Annotated in this window: 16 protein-coding genes and 2 pseudogenes; 12 read left to right on the plus strand and 6 right to left on the minus strand. The window is 68.9% G+C overall.

Features of this window, described 5'->3' with window-relative positions; genetic code table 11:
* Positions 1-224: 224 nt before the first annotated feature.
* The 7 genes from IFT79_RS15345 to dnaB all read left to right on the plus strand — a co-directional run bounded on the left by IFT79_RS15345 (position 225) and on the right by dnaB (position 8271).
* A complete protein-coding gene (locus tag IFT79_RS15345; protein ID WP_192125165.1) occupies positions 225-1289 on the plus strand; it encodes a LacI family DNA-binding transcriptional regulator in 1065 nt (354 codons plus the stop codon).
* Positions 1290-1292: 3 nt separating this feature from the next.
* Positions 1293-2810, plus strand: coding sequence for a sugar ABC transporter ATP-binding protein (locus IFT79_RS15350; RefSeq protein ID WP_192125167.1), 1518 nt, complete (start codon positions 1293-1295; stop codon positions 2808-2810).
* Between the two features lie 31 nt (positions 2811-2841).
* Entirely contained in the window at positions 2842-3813 is a 972-nt protein-coding gene (locus tag IFT79_RS15355) for an ABC transporter permease (protein ID WP_043595333.1), read from the plus strand.
* A gap of 34 nt (positions 3814-3847) precedes the next feature.
* The gene (locus IFT79_RS15360) at positions 3848-4798 is read left to right on the plus strand and encodes a substrate-binding domain-containing protein (RefSeq protein ID WP_159825533.1); all 951 of its coding nucleotides are present in this window, start codon (positions 3848-3850) and stop codon (positions 4796-4798) included.
* Positions 4799-4809: 11 nt separating this feature from the next.
* On the plus strand, positions 4810-5871 hold the full coding sequence (locus IFT79_RS15365) for a ribokinase (RefSeq protein ID WP_342211865.1): 1062 nt from the start codon (positions 4810-4812) through the stop codon (positions 5869-5871).
* A complete protein-coding gene (gene rbsD / locus IFT79_RS15370; protein WP_056044255.1) occupies positions 5868-6251 on the plus strand; it encodes a D-ribose pyranase in 384 nt (127 codons plus the stop codon). Before IFT79_RS15365 ends, rbsD begins: the two co-directional genes overlap by 4 nt.
* 631 nt (positions 6252-6882) lie before the next feature.
* Entirely contained in the window at positions 6883-8271 is a 1389-nt protein-coding gene (dnaB, locus tag IFT79_RS15375; RefSeq protein WP_043595340.1) for a replicative DNA helicase, read from the plus strand.
* On the opposite strand, the pseudogene IFT79_RS15380 reads toward dnaB, so the two are convergent.
* The 5 genes and pseudogenes from IFT79_RS15380 to IFT79_RS15400 form a co-directional block, all read right to left on the minus strand.
* Positions 8268-8435: pseudogene (locus tag IFT79_RS15380) on the minus strand (DUF7882 family protein); the annotation flags it as partial. The gene dnaB and the pseudogene IFT79_RS15380 overlap by 4 nt on opposite strands.
* Before the next feature lie 22 nt (positions 8436-8457).
* Positions 8458-8670, minus strand: a complete 213-nt coding sequence (locus IFT79_RS15385; protein WP_192125173.1) for a hypothetical protein — start codon at positions 8668-8670, stop codon at positions 8458-8460.
* Between the two features lie 92 nt (positions 8671-8762).
* Entirely contained in the window at positions 8763-9884 is a 1122-nt protein-coding gene (locus tag IFT79_RS15390; RefSeq protein WP_342211866.1) for a glutathione-independent formaldehyde dehydrogenase, read from the minus strand.
* A 174-nt stretch (positions 9885-10058) separates the two neighbouring features.
* Positions 10059-11234, minus strand: a complete 1176-nt coding sequence (locus IFT79_RS17010) for an alcohol dehydrogenase catalytic domain-containing protein (RefSeq protein WP_192125177.1) — start codon at positions 11232-11234, stop codon at positions 10059-10061.
* Positions 11231-11716, minus strand: coding sequence for a hypothetical protein (locus IFT79_RS15400; RefSeq protein ID WP_192125178.1), 486 nt, complete (start codon positions 11714-11716; stop codon positions 11231-11233). The genes IFT79_RS17010 and IFT79_RS15400 overlap by 4 nt, the downstream gene beginning before the upstream one ends.
* Before the next feature lie 316 nt (positions 11717-12032).
* Between IFT79_RS15400 and IFT79_RS15405 the strand changes: the two are divergent.
* From IFT79_RS15405 to IFT79_RS15420, 5 genes and pseudogenes are all read left to right on the plus strand, one after another.
* Positions 12033-12396, plus strand: a pseudogene (locus IFT79_RS15405) (DnaB-like helicase C-terminal domain-containing protein); the annotation flags it as partial.
* 641 nt (positions 12397-13037) lie between these two features.
* Positions 13038-13808: a hypothetical protein gene (locus IFT79_RS16070; protein WP_199859805.1), complete on the plus strand. Its 771-nt coding sequence runs from the start codon at positions 13038-13040 to the stop codon at positions 13806-13808.
* Positions 13809-16079, plus strand: a complete 2271-nt coding sequence (locus tag IFT79_RS15410; RefSeq protein WP_342211867.1) for a TrlF family AAA-like ATPase — start codon at positions 13809-13811, stop codon at positions 16077-16079. It begins immediately after the preceding gene.
* 492 nt (positions 16080-16571) lie between these two features.
* A complete protein-coding gene (locus IFT79_RS15415) occupies positions 16572-16787 on the plus strand; it encodes a hypothetical protein (RefSeq protein ID WP_192125180.1) in 216 nt (71 codons plus the stop codon).
* A 74-nt stretch (positions 16788-16861) separates the two neighbouring features.
* Positions 16862-17917 (plus strand): zinc-dependent alcohol dehydrogenase, encoded by a 1056-nt coding sequence (locus IFT79_RS15420; RefSeq protein WP_192125182.1) that lies wholly within the window; start codon positions 16862-16864, stop codon positions 17915-17917.
* 88 nt (positions 17918-18005) lie between these two features.
* Here IFT79_RS15420 and IFT79_RS15425 read toward each other — a convergent pair whose 3' ends face one another.
* Complete coding sequence (locus tag IFT79_RS15425; protein ID WP_192125184.1) at positions 18006-24773, minus strand: InlB B-repeat-containing protein; 6768 nt, start codon at positions 24771-24773, stop codon at positions 18006-18008.
* Between the last annotated feature and the right edge of the window lie 132 nt (positions 24774-24905).

The raw sequence follows: 24905 nt of genomic DNA on the forward strand, positions 1-24905 counted from the left end.
GGGGGGGGGCTGTGTCGCGATGCACCCGGTTTCGAACGATGCACCCGGTTGCAACCGGGTGTTCGGTTCGAAACCAGGTGCAGCGGCAGGCATCACAGGTCGGCGTGGGCTCGCGTTGACAGGAGGGTGCGGCTCGTCTACTGTCGTGGAATCGGTTCCATGGAATCGATTCCACGCCGGGCGCACACCCTGCGACCCACACCACTACGACGAGGTAGAGCCCGATGAACACCGTGACGATCAGGGACGTGGCGCAGCGCGCCGGCGTCTCGGCGGCGACGGCCTCGCGCGTGCTGTCGGGCAACCCGGCCACCTCCGCCGAGTCCCGGGCCCAGGTCGAACGGGCCGTGCGCGAGCTCGACTTCCGGCCGAACGCCCAGGCCCGTGCGCTGCGCTCGACCCGCTCCGACACGGTCGGCCTGCTCGTGTCCGACGTCCGCAACCCGTTCTTCGCCGACCTCGCCCACACCATCGAGCAGTCGCTGCTCGAGCTCGGCTACGTCACCCTCCTCGGCAACGCCAACGAGAACCGCGAGCAGCAGGACCGCTACCTCGACACCCTCATCTCGCGCCGCGTCGACGGCGTCATCGTCGCCCCGCAGGGCACCGACTCCGCCAGCATCGACTCGCTGCTCGCCCGTGAGGTGCCGACGGTGTTCGTCGACCGCACGATCCCCGGCGTCGACGTGCCGAGCGTGACGACCGACAGCGTCCCCGGCATCCGGGCCGCCGTGCAGCACCTCGTCGACCTCGGTCACGAGCGCGTCGGGTACGTCGCGGGCCCGCAGAGCGTCTCCACCGGGCGCGAGCGACTCGAGGCCTGGACCGCAGCGGCCGCCGAACTCGGCCTCAGCACCGACCCCGACCTGGTCTACGTCGGCGACTTCCAGTCCGCCAGTGGCTCGGCCGCCGTGCACGCCCTGTTCGAGCTCGACGAGCCGCCGACCGCCCTGCTCGCGGCCGACAGCCTCATGGCCGTCGGCGCCATCGCCATGCTCAACCGGCTCGGCATGCGCATGGGCACCGACGTCTCGGTCGTCGCGTTCGACGACATCGAGTGGTTCTCGCTGCTCGACCCGGCCCTCACCGTCATCGCGCACAGCGTCGAGGAGATGGGCCGCATCGCCGTCCACCTGCTGCACGAGGTCATCGACGGGCGCACGCCCGACTCGGTCGTGCTGCCCAGCGAACTGATCGTCCGCGAGTCGACGACCCGCGCCTCCTCGTCCCCGACGGACCCCACAGACCCGACCGACCCCACCCCACCCCGACCCCTCGGCAGGAACTGACCCATGCCCCATTCGATCGACGACGATCGCCCCCTGCTCACGCTCGAGAACGTCAGCAAGTCGTTCGGCCCCGTGCGGGTCATCGACGACGTCACCGTGCACGTCCGGCCCGGCCGGGTGCAGGTGCTGCTCGGTGAGAACGGCGCCGGCAAGTCGACCTTGATCAAGATGATGTCGGGCGTGTACCAGCCCGACGCCGGCCGTGTGCTGGTCGACGGCGAGGCCGTCCACCTGCCGAACACGCACGCCGCCGAGAAGCTCGGCATCGCGACGATCCACCAAGAGCTCAACCTCGTCGCGTCGCTCAGCGTCGCCGAGAACGTGATGATGGGGCGGTTCCCGACCCGGTTCGGCCTGGTCGACCGTCGCGAGCTGAAGAAGCGCGCCCGCGCGGCCCTCGACCTGATCGGGCTCGACGTCGACGTCGACCAGAAGGTCGGCGAGCTCGGCATCGCCCGCCAGCAGCTGGTCGAGATCGCCAAGGCGCTGAGCATCGACGCGCGCATCCTGATCCTCGACGAGCCGACCGCGGCGCTGACCCGACACGAGACCGAGATCCTGTTCCGCGTCGTCGAGCAGCTGCGCGCCCGCGGCGTCGGCATGCTGTTCATCAGCCACCACCTCGACGAGATCGCCGAGATCGGCGACACCGTGGCCGTCCTGCGCGACGGTGCGTTCGTCGCCGAGGTGCCCGCGTCGACCGGCGAGGACGAGCTCGTCCGCCTTATGGTCGGTCGCGACATCGCCCACCAGTACCCGCGCACCCCCGGCAGCGAGAGCGACTCCCCCGTCGTCCTCGAGGTGCGGCGCCTGACGGGGTCGGTCTTCCGCGACGTCTCGTTCGAGGTGCGGGCGGGCGAGGTGCTCGGCATCGCCGGGCTCGTCGGTGCCGGTCGCACCGAGGTCGTCCGCGCGATCGCGGGGGTCGACAAGTACGACTCCGGCAGCGTGACCGTGCGCGGCAAGCGCCTCAAGAAGGGCGACGTCGCCGGGGCCATCGCCGCGGGCGTCGGCCACGTGCCCGAGGACCGCAAGGCGCAGGGGCTCGTGCTGGGCGCCTCCGTCAACGACAACCTCGGCTACGCGACGCTCGCGAGCAGCGCGAAGGCCGGCCTGGTCGACTTCGCCGGCCAGCGCGCGAAGGCCGACGAGGTCGCCTCGACCCTGCGCATCCGCATGCGCGACATCGACCAGGAGATCGGCTCGCTGTCCGGCGGCAACCAGCAGAAGGCCGTGTTCGGCCGCTGGATCATCGCCGGCTCGACCGTGCTGCTGCTCGACGAGCCGACCCGCGGCGTCGACGTCGGCGCGAAGGTCGAGATCTACGAGCTGGTGAACCGCATCACCGACGCAGGAGGCGCGGTCGTGATGGTCAGCAGCGAACTGCCCGAGGTGATGGGCATGAGCGACCGCATCCTCGTGATGCGCGACGGAGTCGTCGCCGGCGAGGTCGCCGCGGCCGACGCCACCCAGGACACGCTGATGACGCTCGCGGCACGCGACGTCCCCCCGACGAACTGACCCGAGAAGCACGGACCCGAGGACGACACCCATGACCACCACCACCGTGAAGGCGCAGCGACGCTCCTTCGACATCAAGACCTTCCTGGCCGCGAACGGGGCCCTCGTCGGGCTCGTCGTGCTGTGCCTGGCCCTCTTCATCGCGACGCCGGACTTCCTGACCGGCCGCAACCTGCTGAACATCGGCATCCAGGTGTCGACCGTCGCCGTGCTGGCGTTCGGCATGACCTTCGTCATTGTCGCGGGCGGCATCGACCTCTCGGTCGGCTCGGTCGCCGCGCTGTCGGCGATGGTCTCGGGCTGGTTCTTCGCCACGGCGGGGCTGCCCGGCGGCCTGGCGCTCGCCCTCGGGCTCGGCACGGGCCTCGTGGCCGGCCTGGTCAACGGGTTCGCCAGCGCGTACGGCAAGCTGCCGTCGTTCATCGCGACGCTCGCCATGCTCAGCGTGGCGCGCGGCCTGACCCTCGTCGTGTCGGACGGTCGCCCGATCGCGACTCCCCCGGCCGTGTCGTTCCTCGGAGGCAACATCGGCCCGGTGCCCGTGCCGATCATCGTGCTCGTGCTGGCCGCGATCGTCGCGTCGTTCATCCTCAACCGCACCGTCATCGGCCGCTCGATGTACGCCGTCGGCGGCAACGCCGAGGCCGCGCGCCTCTCGGGCCTGCCGGTCAAGCGCATCGTCGTCACCGTCTTCGGCCTGGCCGGGCTGTTCGCGGCCCTCGCCGGTCTCCTGCTCGCCGGACGCCTCGACTCGGCCCAGCCGCAGGCGGCCTCGGGCTACGAGCTCGACGCCATCGCCGCGGTCGTCATCGGCGGCGCCAGCCTGGCCGGCGGCGTCGGCCGCATCTCGGGCACCATCATCGGCGCCCTCGTGCTCGTCGTCATCCGCAACGGCCTGAACCTGCTGAACGTCACGTCGTTCTGGCAGCAGGTCGTCATCGGCCTCGTCATCGCCCTCGCCGTGGGCGTCGACGTGCTGCGGCGCAAGACGCGCAGCAGCTGAATCCCTCCACCCAACCCAACCCGAAGGACACACGATGAAGTTGACCTCGTTCCGCAAGGCCGCCACCGTCACGGCGATCGCCGCCCTGGTCGCGACCGGCACCGCCGGCTGCAACCGCACCCCCGCCGGAGAGGCGGACCGCCCCACGGTGGTCCTGTCGCTCAGCACCCTGAACAACCCGTTCTTCGTCGAGCTGCGCGACGGCGCCACCGCCGAGGCGAAGAAGCAGAACGTCGACCTCGAGATCGTCGACGCCCAGAACGACTCGGCCACCCAGGCCAACCAGCTGGCGACCGCGGCCTCGACCGCCGACGCCGTCATCCTGAACGCCGTCGACAGCGACGCCGCGGGCCCTGCCGCCAAAGCGCTCAACGAGGCCGACGTGCCCATCGTCGCCGTCGACCGCGCGGTGAACGGTGCCGACGTCGCCTCGTTCGTGGCGAGCGACAACGTCGCCGGTGGCGAGCAGGCCGCCAAGGCCCTCGCCGAGGCGATCGGCGAGAAGGGCGAGGTCATCGTGCTCCAGGGCGTCGCGGGCACCTCGGCCAGCCGCGACCGCGGTGAGGGCTTCACAAAGGGCATCGCCGCGTTCCCGAACATCACCGTCGTCGCGCAGCAGACCGCGAACTTCGACCGCGCCACCGCGCTCGACGTGACCACCAACCTGCTGCAGGCGCACCCGAACGCCGTGGGCGTCTTCGCCGAGAACGACGAGATGGGCCTCGGAGCGATCCAGGCGCTCGGCTCGCGCGCCGGCACCGACGTCCAGGTGGCAGCGTTCGACGGCACCGAGGACGGCCTCAAGGCCATCGAGGCCGGTACGCTCTCGAGCACGATCGCGCAGCAGCCCGCCGAGCTCGGCGCCCTCGCGGTCGACCAGGCCGTCAAGGCCGTCAACGGTGGCAGCGGCGACGAGGGCCCCTCGGACCAGGCCGTCGAGGTCATCACCGTCACGAAGGAGAACGTGGGTGACTTCACCGAATGAGTGGTCCTGATGTGAGCGGTCCAGGCGTCGTCGGGACTGCAGGAGGCGCGGGTGCGGTCGGCGCGGATGGTCCGGTTCCGGCCGGTTCGGCCGGCACGGTCGTCGTGGTCGGGTCGATCAACGTCGACCAGGTCGTGACCGTCGACCGCCTGCCCCTGCCCGGCGAGACGCTCATCGGCTCGTCGATGACCCTCTCCCCCGGCGGCAAGGGCGCGAACCAGGCCGTCGCCGCCGCCCGCCGCGGCGCCCGCACCGTGATGATCGGTGCGGTCGGCGACGACGGACGGGCCGACGACGCCCTGCCCCACCTCCGCTCGAGCGGTGTCGACGTCAGCGGCGTCGACACCGTCCCCGGGCCCACCGGCCTGGCGATCGTCAGCGTCGGAGCCGACAGCGAGAACACGATCGTCGTCGTCCCCGGGGCGAACGGTGCCGTCTCGGCGTCGTTCGTCGGCGGGCACGTAGGCGCGCTGGCCGATGCCGCGGTGGTCGTCCTGCAGGGAGAGATCCCCGTGGACGGCATCGCCGCCGCCGTGCAGCACGCCGGAGGGCGCGTGGTGTTCAACCTCGCCCCGGTGATCGACGTGCCGGCGGACGTGGTGAAGGCCGCGGATCCGTTGGTCGTCAACGAGCACGAGGGTCGGCTGCTGCTGGCCGCGTGGGCTGGTTCTGGTTCTGCCTCGGCGTCGGACGAGGAGGCGCGGGTCGACGACGAGTCGGTCGTCGCCTCCCTGCGCGCTCAGGGAGTCACCTCGGTCGTCATGACCCGCGGTGCCGCCGGCGCGATCGTCTCCGACGCGTCGGGCACCGTGCTGGTGGCCTCGCCTCGCGTCGCGGCCGTCGACTCCTCCGGAGCCGGGGACGCCTTCGTCGGCGCCCTCGCCGCCGGACTGGCCGCTGGTGCGTCGCTCCTCGAGGCCGCTCGGGACGCCGTGCGCGTCGGGGCGTTCTCGGTGACGGGCGTCGGCACGCAGGCGTCGTACCCGACGCTCGATGACGAGCTGCCTGCGGCGGCTGCCGCCCCGACGGAGGGGTCGGCGGATGCCGACTCAGCGGACGGAGTGACCTCGTGAAGCGGGGTGGCCTGCTCAACGCCCAGCTGAACCACGCGGTGAGCGGACTCGGCCACGGCGACCTCGTGGTCGTCGCCGACTGCGGACTCCCCCTGCCTGCCGGAGTCCCCGTGGTCGACCTCGCCGTCGTCCACGGCCTGCCGGCCTTCGCCGACGTGCTGGACGCCCTCACCGCCGACGTGGTCTTCGAGGCCTGCACGGCCGCGGACGAGAGCCACGACTCCCCCGCGGGTGCGCAGATCACGTCCCGGTTCGACGACGTCGCCTACGTCTCGCACGACGAGCTCAAGCGGCTGTCGGGTGGAGCGCGCCTCCTCGTCCGGACGGGCGAGGCGACCCCGTACGCCAACGTCGTGCTGCGCTGCGGCGTCCCCTTCTGAGGCACCTGCTCCCCCCTCGAACCCCGTTTACGAAGACGAACCCCGATCCCTGGTGGTTCTTCTTCGGAAACGGGGTTCTTCGGCTTCCGGGCCGACCCGCGCGTGGTGCGACCTCCCGGCCGCCCTCTCACCGGCCGTGATCGAGCCCAGGAGGCGCGGTGCCGGTCCCCGATACCGTCCTGACCAGGCTCTTCGCAGGCCCCCCTTCGGGGGTTACGAGAAGCTGAACGCAGGCTGCGTCGGTATCGGTCGAATGGGCCGAAAGTCAAATCCCTTGTGCACAGGCAGAAGTCAAATCGGATGTCTCAACCCCCGGTTTAGACAATTTTCTCCACACGTCTGTGGAATCGAGAAACCCCTGATCAAAGCCGGGTAAGCGAACTGAAGTATCTCGTTGTCCACAGCGTGATCCACAGTTCTCCCCAGGGTTGTCCGGCGTTGCTCACCTGTTCTCCCCAGAGTTATCCACAGGTGCATTTGCTGTGGAGAACTCGGTGTCCATAAGGTGTACCCGCGCTCGTCAGGGGTGGGTCACGGCGGTTCGGCAGGGGGATGTCGGGGGTCTGTCGTACAACTGCCTTGAGCGTCTTCGGTGCTGCCCCGCACCCACCCGATTCTCGCTGGAGGACCCATGTCGATCGCCCATCTCGGTCTCGCTCCCGATGCGTCGAACGCCCGCGATCGCGACCGTGGTGGCCCCGTCAACATGGACCGCGTCCCGCCGCACGACCTGCTCGCCGAGCAGAGCGCGCTCGGCGGCATGCTGCTCAGCAAGGACGCCGTGGCCGACGTCATCGAGACGGTCCGCGGCATGGACTTCTACGTGCCCAAGCACGAGGTCATCTACGACGCGATCCTGGGGCTGTACTCGCACGGCGAGCCCACCGACGTCATCACGGTCAGCGACGAGCTGATGAAGTCCGCCGACTTGTCGCGTGCCGGGGGAGCGGAGTACCTCCACACCCTCACCGGCGTCGTGCCCACCGCGGCGAACGCGGGGTACTACGCGTCGATCGTCGCCGAGAAGGCGGTGCTGCGCCGTCTGGTCGAGGCCGGCACGCGCATCGTGCAGATGGGGTACGCGAGCGAGGGCGAGGTCGTCGACCTGGTCAACAACGCGCAGGCCGAGGTCTACAACGTGGCCGGTGGCGTCCAGACCGAGGACTACGTGCCGTTGAACGAGGCGGTGACGGTCGCGATCGACGAGATCGAGGCGGCCAAGGGTCGCGACGGTCAGATGACGGGCGTGCCGACGGGGTTCGCGCAGCTCGACGCGCTGACGAACGGGTTCCACCCGGGTCAGCTCATCATCGTGGCGGCGCGACCGGCGCTGGGTAAGTCGACGTTGGCCCTCGACCTGGCGCGGGCGGCGTCGATCAAGCACGGGCAGGCGTCGGTGTTCTTCTCACTCGAGATGGGGCGCAGCGAGATCGCGATGCGTCTGATGTCGGCCGAGTCGAGCGTGCCGCTGCAGAACATGCGCAAAGGAACGGTCGACGCGCGGGACTGGACGAACATCGCGCAGGTGCGCGGCCGGATCAACGACGCGCCGCTCTTCATCGACGACTCGCCCAACATGACGTTGGTCGAGATCCGGGCGAAGTGCCGTCGCCTGAAGCAGCAGCACAACCTGAAGCTCGTGGTGATCGACTACCTGCAGCTGATGACGTCGGGCAAGCGGGTCGAGAGCCGTCAGCAAGAGGTGTCGGAGTTCTCGCGTGCCTTGAAGCTGATGGCGAAAGAGCTGCAGGTGCCGGTGATCGCGCTGTCGCAGCTGAACCGTGGTCCCGAGCAGCGCGCCGACAAGAAGCCCGCGATCAGCGACCTGCGAGAGTCCGGTTCGCTCGAGCAGGACGCCGACATGGTCATCCTGCTGCACCGCGAGTCCGCCTACGAGAAAGACAACCCCCGCCAGGGCGAGGCCGACTTCATCGTCGCCAAGCACCGCAACGGCCCGACCGACACCATCACCGTGGCGTTCCACGGCATGTTCTCGCGGTTCGTGGACATGCCCAGCTAGCGAACCGCCTCGCGGACGTCGGGCTCGGGCACGCACTGCAGCCCCGAACTCGTGTTCGCCGCGAGTTCGAGGGCGTGGGCCCACGCGGGGTTCACCTGCGGCCTCCGCGAACCGGAGTACGTGAAGAGCAGCAGCACGGCCGGTTGCAACCAGATGGTTTGTCGGCCCTTGCTTACGGGCGGGTCGTCAGCTCAGGGCCAGCTTCGTCACCAGGTTCAGGGTGGTGGCGATCAGGACGGTGCGGAACAAGTACGACACCAGGGCGATGAGGCCGGCCGTGCACCAGGTTGCCAGGGGGCCCAGCGTCGGTGCACCGGCCAGCCCCACGCCCACGCCGACGGCGACTCCGATGGCGACGTAGAGGCCCGTCCGTCGGGGGGACAGGATGCGGTCGTCCATCGGTACTCCTCGGTTCTCGGGCCGGTTCGGGTCCGGTCCGGGGTCGGGGTCGGGGTCGGGTTCGGTCGGGGTCGGGATCGGGTTCGGTCGGATCAGCCGGCCGACGGCACGGCGTCGGGGTGCAGCACGACCTTCGTCCAGCCCTCGTCGCGGGCGTCGAAGTGCGCGTACGCCTGGGGCGCCTCCTCGAGGGGCAGCTCGTGGCTGACGATCCACGACGGCTTCGCCTTCCCCCCGGCGATCAGATCGCGCAGGGCCCGGTTGTACTTCTTGACCGGGCACTGACCCGTGCCCATGGTCTGCCCACGGAACCAGAACTGGCCGTAGTCGAACGGGATGACGCCCTGCTTCGCCAGCTCGTCGGACGCACCCGGGTCCTGCGGCACGTAGACGCCGACGACGCCGAGGTCACCCGTGAACCGCACCGACTGCACGAGACGGTTCAGGGTCAGGTTGGGCTGCTCCGCGCCGTCGGGGTCGTGGGCCTGGTAGCCGACGCACTCGCAGCCGTTGTCGGCCCCGAGCCCCATCGTCAGGTCGAGGACGGCCTCGACCGGGTCGACGGACGAGTCGTCGATCGGGATCGCCCCGATCTCCTCGATCGCCGCGAGCCGGTCGGGGTGCCGGTCGACGACCATCACCTTGCTCGCCCCCTTGAGGATCGCCGAGTAGGCGGCCATCGCGCCGACCGGCCCCGCCCCGTAAACGACGGTCTGGTCGCCCGGCTTCACGCGGGCCATCTCGGTCGCGTGGTACCCGGTGGGGAAGATGTCGGCGAGCATGACGTAGTCGGTCTGCCGTTCTTCGGCGTCCTCGCCGAGGCGCAGGCAGTTGAAGTCGCCCCACGGCACGCGCAGCAGGTCGGCCTGCCCGCCGGGCCACGGACCCATGTCGGCGAACCCGAAGGCGGCGCCGGCCCAGGCCAGTTCGGGCTGCGCGGTGAGGCAGTAGTTGGTCAGGCCGCGTTCGCAGTTCTTGCAGTGGCCACAGGCCACGTTGAACGGCAGCACGACCCAGTCGCCGACCTTCACCTTGTCGACGCCCGAACCGACCTCGATCACCTGGCCCAGGTTCTCGTGGCCGAACCAGCGGCCGGTCTCGAAGTCGGTGCGGCCTTCGTACATGTGCAGGTCGGATCCGCAGATGTTGGTGCTGGTGATGCGGACGAGAACGTCGGTGGGCAGCTCGATGCGGGCGTCGGGGACGTCGCTCACCGACACCTTCCTCGGCCCTTCGTATACGACTGCTCTCATGATCTCTTCCCTTTCTTCGGTGGTGGGGCGACGGAGGCGCGGTGTCGGGTGGTGGGGGAGGCGCGCGTCGGGTGCCGGGGAGGCGCGCCTCCTCGGGTGGGTGGGTCGCGCCTCCTCGGGGTGGCGGGCACGGTGTCAGGTGCCGGGGCGGAAGACGGCGCGGACGCAGCCGTCGTCCTTGGACTTGAACATCTCGTAGCCCTCGGGCCCCTGCTCGAGCGGGAGGACGTGGGTCGCGAGGTGCTCGGTGTGGAGCTCGCCGGCCGCGATGCGGTCGAGGATCATCGGGATGTAGCGGTGGCCGTGCTGCTGGGCCCCGCGCAGGGTGAGGCCCTTGTTCATGACGGCTCCGAGCGGGAACTTGTCGACCAGCCCGCCGAAGACGCCGAGGCTGAAGACGCTGCCGCCCTTGCGGCAGGCGTAGATCGCCTCGCGCAGCGCGGTGGGCCGGTCGGTCTGCAGCCGCAGCTGTTGTTTGACCTGGTCGTAGAGGTGTTGCGCGCCGGTGCCGTCGGCTTCCATGCCGACCGCCTCGATGCAGACGTCGGGGCCGCGGCCGCCGGTGCGCTCCTTGAGTTCGGCGAGGACGTCGTCCTGCGCGAAGTCGAGGATCTCGGCACCGACGTGCTGCCGCACCTGGTCGAGCCGTTCGGGCAGCTGGTCGATGACGACGACCTGCTCGGCCCCGAGCAGCATGGCGGCGCGGGCGGCCATCTGGCCGACGCCGCCGGCACCCCAGACGGCGACGGTGTCGCCGGGCGTGATGCCGGCGAGGTCAGCGCCGGTCCAGCCGGTGGGGGCGGCGTCCGAGGCGAACAGGGCTGCTTCGTCCGAGACGCCGTCGGGGACGGGGAAGGCGCCGTGGTCGCCGTAGGGCACGCGGATGTACTCGGCGTGGCTGCCGGCGTAGCCGCCGAGGGCGTGGCTGTAGGCGAAGCATCCGCCGATGGGGGAGCCCCAGAGGGTCTCGGTGAGGGCGGGGTTGGGGTTGCCGTTGTCGCACAACGAGTACAGCTCGTGGTTGCAGTACCAGCACCGGCCGCAGGCGACGAACGAGCAGACCACGACGCGCTCGCCGACCTTGCGCTTGCGGACGCCCGACCCGACCTCGACGATCTCGCCCATGAACTCGTGGCCGAGGACGTCGCCCGACCGCATGGTGGGGATGTACCCGCCGAGCAGGTGCAGGTCGGACCCGCACGTCGTGCTGAGGTGGACCTTGACGATGACGTCCTGGTCGTTGAGGATCGTCGGGTCGTCGACGGTCTCGACCGAGGTCTCGTTGACGCCGGTCCAGGTGAGGGCCCTCACAGCAGTCCCTCCTCGTCGGCACGGTCGGTGGCCTCGTCGACGACGGCACCGGTGGGGGTGGCCTTGCGCTCGTCGTGGGGAGTGGGGTCGACCCGCAGGACCTCGCCGGCCTCGATGACCTGCTTCGCCCGTCGGAGCGCCACGCGGATCTCCTTGGCCGCCTCGGCGGCGTCGTCCTCGGACGAGGCGGGTTCGCGGAGGCGGGCGCGCAGTTCGGTGCCCTTGTCGGCGGGGGCGGGCCGCGCCTCCACCTCGACGGTGTCCCGGAGGTCGTCGAAGAAGGGCGGGGTGTCGTCGGCACCGAGCACGTCCTGCGGCTGGGCGAGGATCGTGACGGCCTGCCACCGGGAGCGGGACTCCTGGGGGGAGCCGGCGCCCTCGTCTGGGCGGCGGCGGTGTCGTCGTCCGACGACGGCGGCTGCGGCGGTCGCCACGGCGGCGACGCCGACGCCGGCCCCGGCGCCCGCCAGGCGGCCGGCCATCAGGCGGCCCTCCTCGTCGGGGGAGCGGGGGTGTCCCGCTGCGGATCGGTGGTGTTCATCTCGACCTCCTCGGTTCGCGCGAGTGCGCAGTTCTCTGGATGGGTGAGCGGGCGACCGGTCCCTGGATCTGCCCCCCGGCCGCCCGTTCGACCCCAGTGTGCGCACCGCGCGGCCCGTGCCGCGAGACGAATTTCTGCCCCTTGACACCGCCCGGGCGTCAGTTGTTACGTGGATCGGATGGGGTCCGGGAGGAGGCGCGGGGTGGGTCGGCGGATCGGCCCGGCTAGCCGATGCTCACGAGTGCAGGAGGGGCGGTGAGGGTCGTCGTCGAGAGGTGTCGGAGTTCGCGCGCGGGCTGAGGGCGGTGGTGACGGCGGTGCCGGTGATGGTGCTATGCATGTGCACGCACCTGTGCCGGTGATCGCGCTGTCGCAGCTGAACCGTGGCCTCGAGCAGCGTGCCGACAAGAAGCCGGTGATCAGCGACCTGCGAGAGTCCGGGTCGCTCGAGCAGGACGCCGACATGGTCATCCTGTTGCACCGCGAGTCCGCCTACGAGAAGGACAACGCCCGTCAGGGCGAGGCCGACTTCATCGTCGCCAAGCACCGCAACGGTCCCACGACACCATCACCGTGGCGTTCGACGGCATGTTCTCGCGCTTGGTCGACATGCCTAGCTAGGTTTCGCTTTTTGTCGTTTGCGATCTAGTTAGTTCAAATGCAGTCCAGAAAAACCCCTCATCGCGAAACGACAATCGCACTTGCACTCGGACCGAGGCGCCGCTAGGACAGACCATCTACGGGCTCAGCGGCACCATAGTAAACTTGTGAACGGCCGGGGATGTGCGCGCGTGACGCTGGAGCCGGCCATGATCCGGGGCTCTGCAGATTTTTGTAGAACCTATAAGACCCATTAGTGATGGCAAACTTTACTGAGGCACACCGCGGGCCACAACCAAAGGATTCCAGGCCAGCTTCCGCTCGTAATATTGATTGAATTAGACGGTGGCTTGAAACCGATCCCGAACGATCAGAGCTGGCGACTGAAGATTGCATCGACCACCTGAATGGCTTTGCGGAGCGCGGCCAGGGCGCTGGAACTACCGCGGCGCGCACTTGCTCCAGCACGTAAGGCCATTAGGGTCGAGAAAGCCTAGGTAAGAGCAATGTCAGGTTCTGTTCCAGTCTCGGGGGTTCACAGTGATGGCAATTCATGACCCATCTACCGATCGCACGTCTATGGCGGGTCTCGATGTGGAGCTGCGGGCTTCTCTGGCGCGCAGGCTCCAGAGCACATTGTTCGGCTGGATCGCGAGGAGGGCATGACAGGAGTGCGGAACCGCGGCGCTGGTTGGGGCATTTGGGACCTCCATGTTCATAGCCCAAGTTCAATCGTCCAAAATTACGGGGGCGATGACGACGCGACGTGGGCACGATACCTCGACGCGCTTGAGGCACTGCCCGAAGACATCCGAGTCATCGGGCTTAATGATTATTGGTTCCTGGACGGATACAAGCGAGTTCGCGATGCGAAGCTGTCCGGTCGTCTCGCAAATTTGGACGCAATCTTTCCCATCCTCGAAATGCGTATCGATCAGTTCGGCGGGACAGAGGGGAAACTTAAACGGGTTAATCTTCACGTGATATTTGATCCAGACCTCGACCCTATGGTTATCCAGCAGCAGTTCCTCGACAGATTGCACGGTAGTTTTTCTCTCACTGACACAACGAGCGGTGCCGACTGGAATGGAGCAGTCACACGGGAATCCATGGCGGATCTCGGACACAAGATCAAGGCATCTGTCCCTCCCCAAGAACTGAATCACTACGGCACTGATCTTGAAGAGGGCTTCAACAATCTGAATCTGCCTCTCGAGACGATTACAAAGGTGCTGGAGTCTTCTTATCTCCAGGGAAAAGCGCTCATTGGTCTGGGCAAGACTGAATGGGCCGCCATTAAGTGGAACGAGCAGGCGATCGCGTCAAAACGAAACACGATCTCAACCGCAAAGTTCCTCTTCACGGCTTTCGAAGACCCCAGCGATTGGCGCGCTCAGGTAGATAAGCTGAAAGATCAGAATGTCAACAATTGATTGCTTGATTGCAGTGACGCTCACACCTGGGCAGACGCCTCAGACAAGGATCGCCTCGGAGCATGCTCGACGTGGATGAACACCACCCCCACCTTCGCGGGCCTCATTCACGCCCTTGACGAATTCGATCAGCGAGTCTTCGTGGGTCTGGAACCTCCCGCACTAGGGCGTGTCCGTAAAGCACCCGAGCAAGTTATCGAAAGCATTCACATCACCTCGAGTGATTCGTCGAAATTTAATGCCTTCGACTACGAGCTCCCTCTAAACTCGGGATTCATAGCCATTGTTGGAAACAAGGGGCAGGGCAAGTCTGCACTCCTCGACTGCATCGCCTTGGCTGGCAACTCCTCAAGAAACAGCGAGTTTGCCTTTCTGAACCCAACACGTTTCCTAAGCGCAAGTAACAAGTCGGCCAAGGAATACTCATCTAATATAACTTGGCACACCGGTAATAATCGCAGCGTGGCTCTGACAGCTAAGTACGACTCTGCGGTCCCCGTTCTGGTCGAGTACTTGCCGCAGAAGTATGTCGAGCAGGTATGCACCACAGATCCCCTCTCTACTGAAAGTCACGACTTCGAGGACGAGCTCCGGGAAGTTCTCTTCACGCACATTCCCGAACAAGACAGAGCAGGAGAGACGTCCTTCGACGGTCTCATCGCCCGGAAAACCGAGGGAGCTCGGGACCACGTCGCAAGGCTGCGCGCCGCACTGCGCCGGACAGCAGAAAAGTACTCCGAGCTATCCGACTTCATCTCCGAAAACAATCCATCCGAAATAGACGGACGTATCAAGCTCAGAGTGATAGACGTCAGCACGGCTGAGAAGACCCTTGCTACGGATCGAGATGCCCTTTCCAGTCTTGATGCCACTAGCGCGGATGACCAAGGCATTGGTGCACTTCGTCAGGACTCAGAACAAATAGCTGCCAGGAGCCTGGAGGTACGCGCCGAACTTGCTCGGCTGCAACTGGTTGTCGGGGACATCGTCCGTCGAATCGGGGATGCTGAGGGCCTTCTGAGACAAGCTCGGAGCGTGAGAGCCGATGCAACCCGCATCAATGAGGCTGCGAGGGAGTTGTTTGTTTTTGACGACGACGCACCCGCAGCCGAATTCGTCACAATTGCAGTTGACGAAGCGCTTGCGGACCGATGGCGGGCTTCGCGGGAAGAGCTTGCTGCGAATGCGCGCGCACAAATCGCGGACTTGGAACTGCAAACCGTCGATCTAGCTGCGAGGAGCGCTGAACTGGCCAATTCCCTCGCTTCGGTCGACAGCACGAGGGAACTAGCCCGCCAGCGCGTCCTCCAGGGTGAAGAACGCCTCCGCCTTCTTAGGGGAGACCTTGAACAGCAAGATTCGCTCCTGTACCTTCAGGCGCTCCTAGAGCAGGCCAAGGCTGCTCCTCAGCGACTCATTGAAATGCAGGCTGAGCTGCTAAATATTTCTCAACAGATTCACGAGGCACTTCTCACGGAGCTCGCCGCCGTCCTGGACTTGTATGGCCCAGCATCACAGTTCATCTCGAACTCGCAGGTCGTCCAGAACGCCGGTCTGCAATTCAAAGCTGAGCTTGAATTCACTTCAGGCGTGCAACGACTTGGAAGTCTTCTGGACGGGCGTCGCAGTCCTGAACTTGGCGCGTGGATCGCGGAACTCCCACGGCGCGTTTCGGCCATGAGCTGGACCGACATGGTTACTGAGCTTTCCGTCATCGTGCGAAGACTCGGGACCGACCGCGGGTCCGAGACAGGAACACTTCGGCACGCCGGCAGCGGCCTACGCAGCGGCACGTCTCTTACCAGCTTCTTGGTCGATCTTCTCGACCTGTCGTGGCTGGAAGTCCGATTTGGTCTCACCGGCGATGGCCTACCCCTCGCTCAACTGTCACCTGGACAAAGAGGGCTCGTTCTTGCCCTCTTTTATCTGATCGTGGATCGCCGCACAACTCCGCTTCTTCTTGATCAACCCGAGGAGAATCTCGACAACGCGACCATCCACTCTCTTCTTGTCCCAGCCATTCGCGAAGCATCCGGTCGCCGACAAACCATCATTGTGACTCACAATGCCAATCTCGCAGTCGTCGGAGACGCCGATCAGATCGTTCACGCCACCGTCGCTGAAGGAGTCTTCTCCGTGACAAGTGGCTGCATCTCCGAGTTGGACGTGGCGCGATCAGCGATCGATGTCTTGGAAGGCACAAAACCAGCCTTTGACAGCCGACGACATAAATACGATGCATTCCCGAACTTGGGCGCTGCTGCATCCTGATACTTCCCGCTTAGAGAACCTGACCGCTGTCTTGAAGAGCCATCACCGTGGCTCTAGGGCGGTGCTAGAGGTCCTGCGACCACCGTTGGAGGCAAGGCGGCCTGCAGAATCAAACTTCTGTGACGATGCCTCACTTGTGCCGACTCGGCAGTCCTTCGAGGTGGCCCAAGCAGGCAACAGGGGGCGGGAGCGCATGGTGGGCCTCGAGACCGGCGGTGCGGTCGAGCTCGTAGCGTCCCTCACCGGGGACCATCACGACCGTGCCGTCGGCGTCCACCGTCACACCCTCGGGCGCCTCCAGACGGGTGGCCGCGGGGCGAGCGGCACGAGCGGGTCACCCGCGGTGGCCACGACGGGCAGGATGCGTACGCCATGAGATGCGTGACATGTCGGCTTGATCTACGGTGGGCGTAGCTCGTGCTGGGCGGGCTCTGATCGGAGGAAAGGCGTCGATGTCCGAGAACGAATTCCGCCGGGTCGGGTGACTGGGCCGTGTCACGCTACGAATTGCAGTGGGCGGTCGTCCTGAACTGCTCCGTCATCGCTCTCTTCGCGGGAGTCCACGCTGTCGACCCCGAGGGGTCGGTCTTCTGGGGGCTGCTCTTCGTCGGCCTCATGATCGGGCAGATCGTCCAGGCGACACGGCCAGAGCGTCCCGCGAAAGCCGCGCAGTCCGAGGTGGACGAGGCGGCGGCGAGCAGCGAGTGAGTGCTACGAGAACACAGGCCGTGCCCGCTCCCTAGGCTGAGCAACACCTGTCGCCCACGCCTACTCTGGTCTGCATGACCGATCTGCCTGCCCGCACCCGTTTCGCCACCGTCGACGCCGAGCGCTCGGTCGCCTTCGCCGAGGCCGACCTCGAGGCTCCGGGGGCGTGGCAGGTCGTCGTGCGCATCCGCTACACGGGCGTGTGCGCCACCGACACCCACGGGTGGGCGTCCGGCGGGCTCATCCCCGCCGCCGTGTTCGGCCACGAGTGGACCGGAACCGTCGTCGCCGCCGGCAGCCGGGTCACGGCCGTCGCCGTGGGGGACCGCGTCGTCGCCAGCGTCGGCCCGCCCTGCGGCACCTGCGCCATGTGCCGCGCCGGACACCCCGACCACTGCGACACCGCCTTCGCCGAGGCCAACGGCATCTCGCCCGACGCCCCCACCCACGGAGCCTTCGCCCAGCACGTCACCGTCCACGAACGCCGCGTCCAACGCGCCCTCGACGGCCTCACCGACGAACAGCTCGGCCTCGTCGAACCCACCGCCGTCACCTTCCACGCCGTCCGCCGCGCGGGCCAGCGCCTCGGCGACGTCGTCGTGGTGCAGGGCGCCGGTCCCATCGGGCTGCTCACCGCCCAGCACGCCCGCCACGCCGGCGCCGGAGCCGTCGTCATCGTCGAGCCCATGGAGGCGCGGCGCGAGACCGCCCGCCGCCTCGGCTTCACCGACGTCCACGCTCCCGGCGAGGGTTTCACGGCGCGGGTGCTCGAGCTGACCGACGGACTCGGGGCGGACGTCCTCTACGAGTGCACCGGCGCCTCCTCGCTGTTCCAGTCGAGCGCCGAGCTGGTCCGCCGCGGCGGCACGCTCGCGCTGCTGGGCTACCCGATGACCACCTCGGAGGTCTCGTACGGCGACTGGCAGAGCCGCGAGCTGACGGTCATCGGCAGCCTCGCCTACACGCACTCCGACTTCGTCGGCGCGATGCGCGCACTCGCCGACGGTTCGGTCGAAGCGGGGCCGCTCATCACGGGGACGGTCGGCCTCGACGAGCTGCCGGCCCTGCTCGTCGAGCTCGACGGCGGCGAGACGCAGCACGCGAAGGTGCTCGTCGCCCCCAACGGCTAGACCGCCGTCGGGACCGACACGAGGAGGCGCGGTGCGCGACGATCGCGCACCGCGCCTCCTGCGATCGGTCCGGGCTCCGCCCGCTACGTCACCGCTTGATGATCGGGTCCACCTGCTTCTTCATGCCGTCGACCATGCACGTGCCGAGCGTGGAGCCCATGCTCGACCACTGGTCGCGGGCGTCGTTGAGGTACGACCCCGACCCGAAGGCGTCGATCGAGTCGACCACCCACTGGACGCCCTGACTGCCGGCGACGCTCTTCTCGGCCTTGAGCTTCGGGTAGGCGAAGTTGATGGCCTTGTTCGCCAGGGCCGCCCCGCCCTTCGTCCCGAACTTCGCGGCGATGCTGCTCTCGGTCAGCTTCGGCCCGTGCGCCCAGCTCGAGATGCAGTCGGCGTACATGGCCGGGATCCCGGTGGTCGCCGTGACGATCGCGGTCACCCGGTCGTACTCGTCGAGACCCTTGCCCGAGACGCCGACGGCCTTCAGCCCCGTCGACACGAGCGACATCGCCGTCCCGAGCACCTTGAGCAGCGTCGCCTCCATCAACATGATGCCGGTGAGCACCACGGCCCCCAGGGCGATCGTCCGCTGGGCGACGCTCGACAGGCCGTTCACGATCTTCTCGCCGACGCTCGGCGTGTGGACGTCGGCCGTGACCGACCGGTCGCCCGTCATGACGACCCAGGACGTCTCGTTCTCGGTCTGGTCGGTGCCCGACCAGCTGTTCAGGTGGCCACCCGCCGGCACGTCGGCCTGCATCTGCACCACCGTTCCGAGGACGTACTTCGACGGGTCGTTGTCGCAGTTCGGACCGTTGGCGGCCGCCACCCGGGCGCCCAGCGAGAGCGTCGCGCACTTGGTCCGCAGGAAGATGCCGACCACGGGGGAGGAGCCGTCGGTGGGGATCGTCACCGTCTGCGGGCCCACCGGCAGGTCGTACCCGAGCGAGCCGTAGTCGGTCAACCCGATCGTGACGGTGCTGCCGGGGCGACCCCACAACGGCGGGCAGCCGCCGTCGTGCGCGATGATGTCGGCCCAACCACCGTCGTCGAGGTCGGAGAGGTCACCGAAGCGGTTGCCCGTGCGGAGCACGTTGTCGTACCGCCCGTCGGGCTTCTGGACGTGGACGTAGACGGCCAGGGGGACGCAGTACTCGATCCGGACGTCGGACATCGGGGTCCCGATGACCGATCCGTCGCGGCTCAGCATCGTGTAGAGGCGGCCGTCGGCTGCCCGGACTCCCTGGGGCCACCGCACCGTGTCCTCGGACGTCGGCCGGCCGACCGAGGCGATCGCCCGGACGGAGGACGGCGTCGGGGTCGTCGACCGGAGGACGACCGTCTCACCCCAGACCCCGGAGTTGTTCGGGCAGACGACCCGGCTCGAGTACTTGGCCGAGTAGTCGAACGACGTCTGCGTCGTGCCACCCTGCGGGTAGCTGAACTGGATCGGGCGGCACGTGTCCGACCAGTAGTCGGCGGCGATCGACACGCGGTCTGCGGGGGCGAACTCCATGTAGAGGACCGGGCCCCGTGACGAGCCGTCGGTCCCCGCGTCGGCGACGGCCTCGAGGCCGTCGACCAGTGACCACCGGATCTCGGCGACCGTGGTCGCCGGTGCGACGTAGTCCGTGTTGCGGTTCACCTGCAGCGACCCGTACTCGACCTTGTCGGCCCGCTCGGCGCGGACGATGGCTGTCCCGATGAACCAGTCCGTCTGGGTGACGACGGACTTGAAGCCCTTCGTCACCGCCCGGTCCACCGACGGGCCACGGCTGCCGCAACGCAGCTCGTCGATCGAGGTCGAGTCGCCGTCGGCCACGTTGGTGAAGGTCGTCGGCGTGTAGGCCGGCACCGTCTTGTCGGCGCTGATCGGCAACGCCGTGCTCGTCGTGACGGCGACGCAGCGCACGACGCCGTAGTTCACGCCGATGACGAGCTGCGCCTCCGCGGGGGTCGGCACGACGAAGGTGCGCGTCGCGGTGCCCGCGGCACCCGACCGTCCACCGGCCGGGGCGTCACCAAGGGTCGTGAGGGCGAGCGGGTCCTCGCCGGTGCGCTTCACCGGACCGAAGTCGCTCGTGCGCCAGTCGAGGAGGTAGGTGCCGTCGTCGGGCGTCGCCCTGACCGTCACCGTCGAGCCGGGCACGTAGCCCGCCGTGCCGTCGCCCGTCGTGCAGGTGCCGTCGTAGGGCTTCAGGTAGCGGCTCTCGCCGGGGCGCTCCGACGCGATGATCGCCTGCGTGCCACCGTCGCCGGGACGGATGTCGACGACGCTGCACTCGGCCGCCTTGAACGTGGCACTGACCTTCTGGTCGCCGGTGACGGTGGTCGTGTAGAAGCCACGACCGAGCTCGTCCGCCGTCGCCCCGTCGACCGTGTCGACGACGTAGGGTGTGCCGCCGTTGCGGCGGGCCTGGCCGACCGTCGTCACGGGCGTGATGGCCAGGTCGACGACCGTGCCCACCGCGTAGCGCGGTTCGCCGTTCGCGAGCTGCTCGAGCTCGTCGGCGGTCGGCGTGCGGGGGTCGGTGCAGTTGGGTTTCGTCAGGGCCTTGACCGTGCCCTTGGCGTAGTACCGCTCGGTGTAGGCGAAGGCCGGGTCGGTCTTCGCCACGATGTCGCCCCGCGGCGTGACCTGGAGCGTGTGGCAGACCGGTGCGTACCGGGTCGTGAACGAGAGGGACTGGAACGCCGTCACCGTGAAGCGGTACTCGTCGCTGGTCGCGACCCCCCGGCCGTCGAGGTACCACCCGGCGAACCGATAGGGGGCGGCGACGGGCTCGTGACGAGCCGTCACCGACGCACCCGTGACGAACCCGGCACGGTCGCCCCGTCGGCAGGCGGTCGACGGGTCGCCCGTCACCGTGCTCTGGTAGGCCGTGATCACGATGCAGTCCTTCGGCGTGACCGACGAGACCACGGAGGCGCTGGGCGCGTCGTCCGCGGAGGTGAAGCGCACCGACACGTCGAGCTTCGTCGACAGCGACGAGCTGGTGGGCAGCGGGACGGTCAGGGTGCAGCGACCCACCGACACGTCGGCCGAGCAGGTCGCGGAGCCGAGGCGCACCTCGACCGACCCCTTCGGCGCCAGCGAGCTGCCGGTGCCCACCTTCCAGCCGAACGTGACGGGGGTGCCCGAGACGACGGCCGACAGGTCGGGGGAGCTCGACCAGTCGAGCGTCGTCTGACGGGCCGAACCCGTGACGGTCACGCCGTCGACGGCGCCCTCGTGGTCCGCGTCGCCCGAGTATCGGATGTCGAGCGTGTTGCGCCCCGTGACGATCGTCTCGGCGGGCAGGGCGCAGAGGCCACCCGCGGCCGGAACGGTGCAGCTGAGGCCGGACGGCGAGGCCGTGACGGTGATGGTGCCCGACGGGTTCGGGGCGACGTCCGGGGTGACGTTCGACACCGACGGCGACACCGTCAGCGGTCGCCCGCTCGCGAAGACCGTGCCGGGCAGGTCGAGCCGGACGGTCGTGCGGGCCTTCAGCACCGAGACGGTCGTCGAGGCCGAGGTGGGCCCGTAGAGCACGCCGTCACCGGCCACCGAGACACTGGCGGTGAGGTCCGCGGCGCTGAGCACCTCGGTCGTCACGCGTCCGGTCAGGTAGGGCGACGTGGCCGGGAAGGTGGCCCGCTCGAGCAGCAGCGTCGACTCCACGCCGCCGATGGTGACGGTGGCCGGGGCGAGCATGAGCGGGGTCAGCGAGCGGTCGGCCGGACGGAGGCGCACCTCGAAGGTCGCACGGGTGCCGACCTGCATGCGACCGGTCGCGGCGATCTCGAGCGCCGCGGGGGCGGGCGCCGTCGTCAGTGTGACCGGAGTGCTCGACGCGGTCCAGGGGCGCGAGCCGTACGAGACCGACGCGACCAGGTCGACCCGTCCGCCGAACGGGCGAGTGACGTCGAGCGTGCCGGACAGGACCGTACCCACGGGGGACAGCGTCACGGTGCCGAGCCGGGTCCGGCTGTCACCGGCGACCACGGCCACCGTGGCCTCGGTCCCGGCCGGGATGCCGAAGCCTCCGCCGGGAAGGGCGCTCGCGGTGACGGTCACCGGGACGGCGACCCCGGCGACGTGGGGGCCGTCGCCGACGGTCAGGGCGAGCTGCGGGGCGGGCGGTGCCGACCAGGTCGTGACGGCCGGCGCGGACGTGATCGGCTCGACGCCCACCACCGAGGCGAAGCGTGCGACGGCCGTGTACCGCCACGCGCCGGGCTGCCGCTCGACGACGTCGAGGGTGCCCGTCAGGCCGCCGGCGAGGTCGACCCGGTCGACGAGCTCGGCCGTGCCACCGGGCAGGGCCCGGTAGACCGAGAGGCTGTCCACCGCGTAGGCGGGGGCGCCGCCGATGGTCGCGGTGAGCCGGATGGTCGAGTCCAGGGTGGCGGTCGTCGGTGCCGTGAGGGTCACCGTCGGGTCGAGGACGGGAGCGGTGGGCTGCGCGACCACGTAGGTCACCCCGAGCCAGGTCTGGTCGCCGGCGTACTCGATCCGGTACGAGTGGATGCCCTCGAGCACGGCCACCGGGACGTGGGCGGTGCCGTCGGCGGCGACGGTGCCGCGCCCGACGACCTGGTCCTCGCTCGTCACCGTGATCGCACCGGTCGGCGCGGGCAGACCGCGGACGGGCACGTAGGAGGAGTCGAGGTGGGCCGTCCCGGCGGCGGGGTCACCCGACCAGGTCCAGGGCTGGTGTTGCGGCCAGCGCTTCGAGACGACCTGCGAGTCGGAGTCCTTCGACGAGCGGGCCGAGCCCGCGAGGCCGCTGTACTCGGCCCGCCAGTCGTACGTCCCGGCGACCGTGGCCCCGGTGTAGCTCAGGTACGCCTGCCCGTTCGTGACGTCGACGCTGCGGACGACGCGCCCGTCGAGGGAGAAGGTCACCGCGCCTCCGGTGACCTTCGAGCCGTCGGCGGTGCGCACGTCGGCGACGAGTCCGACGGCGTCGCCGACCACGGGCGAGGGCGTCTGCAGCGTCAGGTCGGTGACGGTGTCGGCGAGGGCGACGTCGACGCCCGAGAACTCGGACCCGGTGCCGTAGTGGCTGTCGGTGTCGGGCACCTCGAAGATGAAGTCGTGGTGGCCGGCCTTGAGCTTGCCCGTGAGGTCGACGACGACGGTCGCCTTCCCGTCGACGACCGAGAACGGGGTCGACGCGACGGGGCCGGAGCGCTGGTCGATCATCTCGAGCACGAAGCCGTCGCCGTCGGCGTCGCTGGTGAACGAGAAGGTCACGGTGTGCTCGTCACCGAACGTGATCGAGTCCGACGGCGAGTGGACCGCCCGGTAGTCGTAGTCGAGACGGGCGCGCTGGAAGTCGGCGGTGACGGTCTGCTCGCTGCCGGCGTAGGTCGCGTCGGCCGGGACGTACACGAAGCGCAGGTCGACCGAGGTGCTCCCGAGCTCCTTGGTCGGGAGGAAGAAGGGGAAGGCCGAGTCGGCCAGGTCGAAGTCCGTGACCTCCACGTCCTCGGTCGCGGGGTCGTGGTCGTCGCGGAAGACCTCGACGGTGCCGGTGGGTTCGTCGGTCGTGCCCTCGGCCGCGACGTCGATCGCGAACTCCTGGTCCTCGCCGAGCGTGGCCACGCCCAGCTGCAGCACGTCGACGGTGGTGGCGATCGGGGCCGGGGCGGCCCGGGCGACCGACGGGGCCGGCGCGGGTGCCGGTGCCGGCGCGGCGGCCGGTGCAGGAGGCGCGGCCGGGGTGGGGACCGTCGGTGCGGCAGCAGGCGCGGGTGCGGGGGCGGGTGCCGCGGTGTCGGCGGGGCTCGTCGCCGCGGCGGCGGGTCCCGACGTCGGCTGCGGGGTGACGGCAGGAGCCGTGGTCGGCAGGTCGGCCGGACCGGTCGACGAGGTGACGGGGGCCTCGGCCGCGGAGGCGCTGACGGCGGGCATGAACGGCACCATCAGGGCGACGATCGTGACGACGGCGATCGGGCTCGCCTTCGTCCACGGGTGACGCAGGACGCCGGTCAGGTGCCCGGGGACCCGGGGACCGCCGCGTCGGTCGACGCGAACGTCGTCGAGGGGGAGCAGGACGGCTAAGGAGCTGGCCACGACGACGAGGAACAGGGCGACGAGGCCGACGAGGGCGAGCGTGCCGAGTGAGGTCTGCGCCGTCGTGGTGGTGGGGGCCGCGAGGACCACCTCCCCGAGGGCGGTCAGGGCGGTCGACACCGCACCGACCGCGACGACGAGACCCACCACGGCTGCGGTGCGGGTCCGGAGCGTGGTGACCGCCCGGCGCAGCAGCGACCGCAGCGAGCCCGGGTGCGACAGGGACGCCGGCAGGGCCGTGATCGTCAGGCCCACCGCGACGAGCACCGGCGCGAAGGGGATCGCGAGGAGCAGCGTGCGGCGGATCGTCCGACGCGGGGCGGACCGCAGTCGCAGCACCCCCGCCGTGATCAGGGCGCCCAGGCTGAGGGGCAGGGCGACGAGCGTCCCGACCAGGACGGCGAGCACGAGCAGCAGCTCGACCGCGAGGAGGCGCGGCAGCGACCGGAGCGCGTGCGTCAGGCCCCGACGGAGGGTGCGTCGACCCCCGGCGGTCGACTGCGAGATCGTCGACGAGACCGCCAGGACGGCCGTGACGACGGTGAGTGCGGCGACGCCGTACTGGACGGCCCGCACCACGAACGACGTCGTGACCAGGACCGAACCCGAGGCCTGGGTGACGTCGCCGGTGATCAGACCGACGACGAGCAGGGCGAGCAGTTCGAGCACGACGGCCGCGGTGACGACGACCAGGGCGAGGACGACTGCCCGGAGCAGGAGGCGGGGGCGGAGGACCGCGCGGGCACGGGTGCCGAGCGGGCGCAGGCGGGCAGGGAAGGATGAAGCCATGGCGGGGGTGTCCTCGACGGTCGAGCGCCTCGGGAGCGCGCCAGACGGAGACGACGGGTGAGCCCGGCACCACCTCCACACGGTGGTTCATCTGGATACCGAACAGTATCGAGATGGTCGAGGGCGCGACAA

This window comes from Frigoribacterium sp. CFBP 8759, assembly GCF_014841655.1.
Lineage (GTDB): Bacteria > Actinomycetota > Actinomycetes > Actinomycetales > Microbacteriaceae > Frigoribacterium.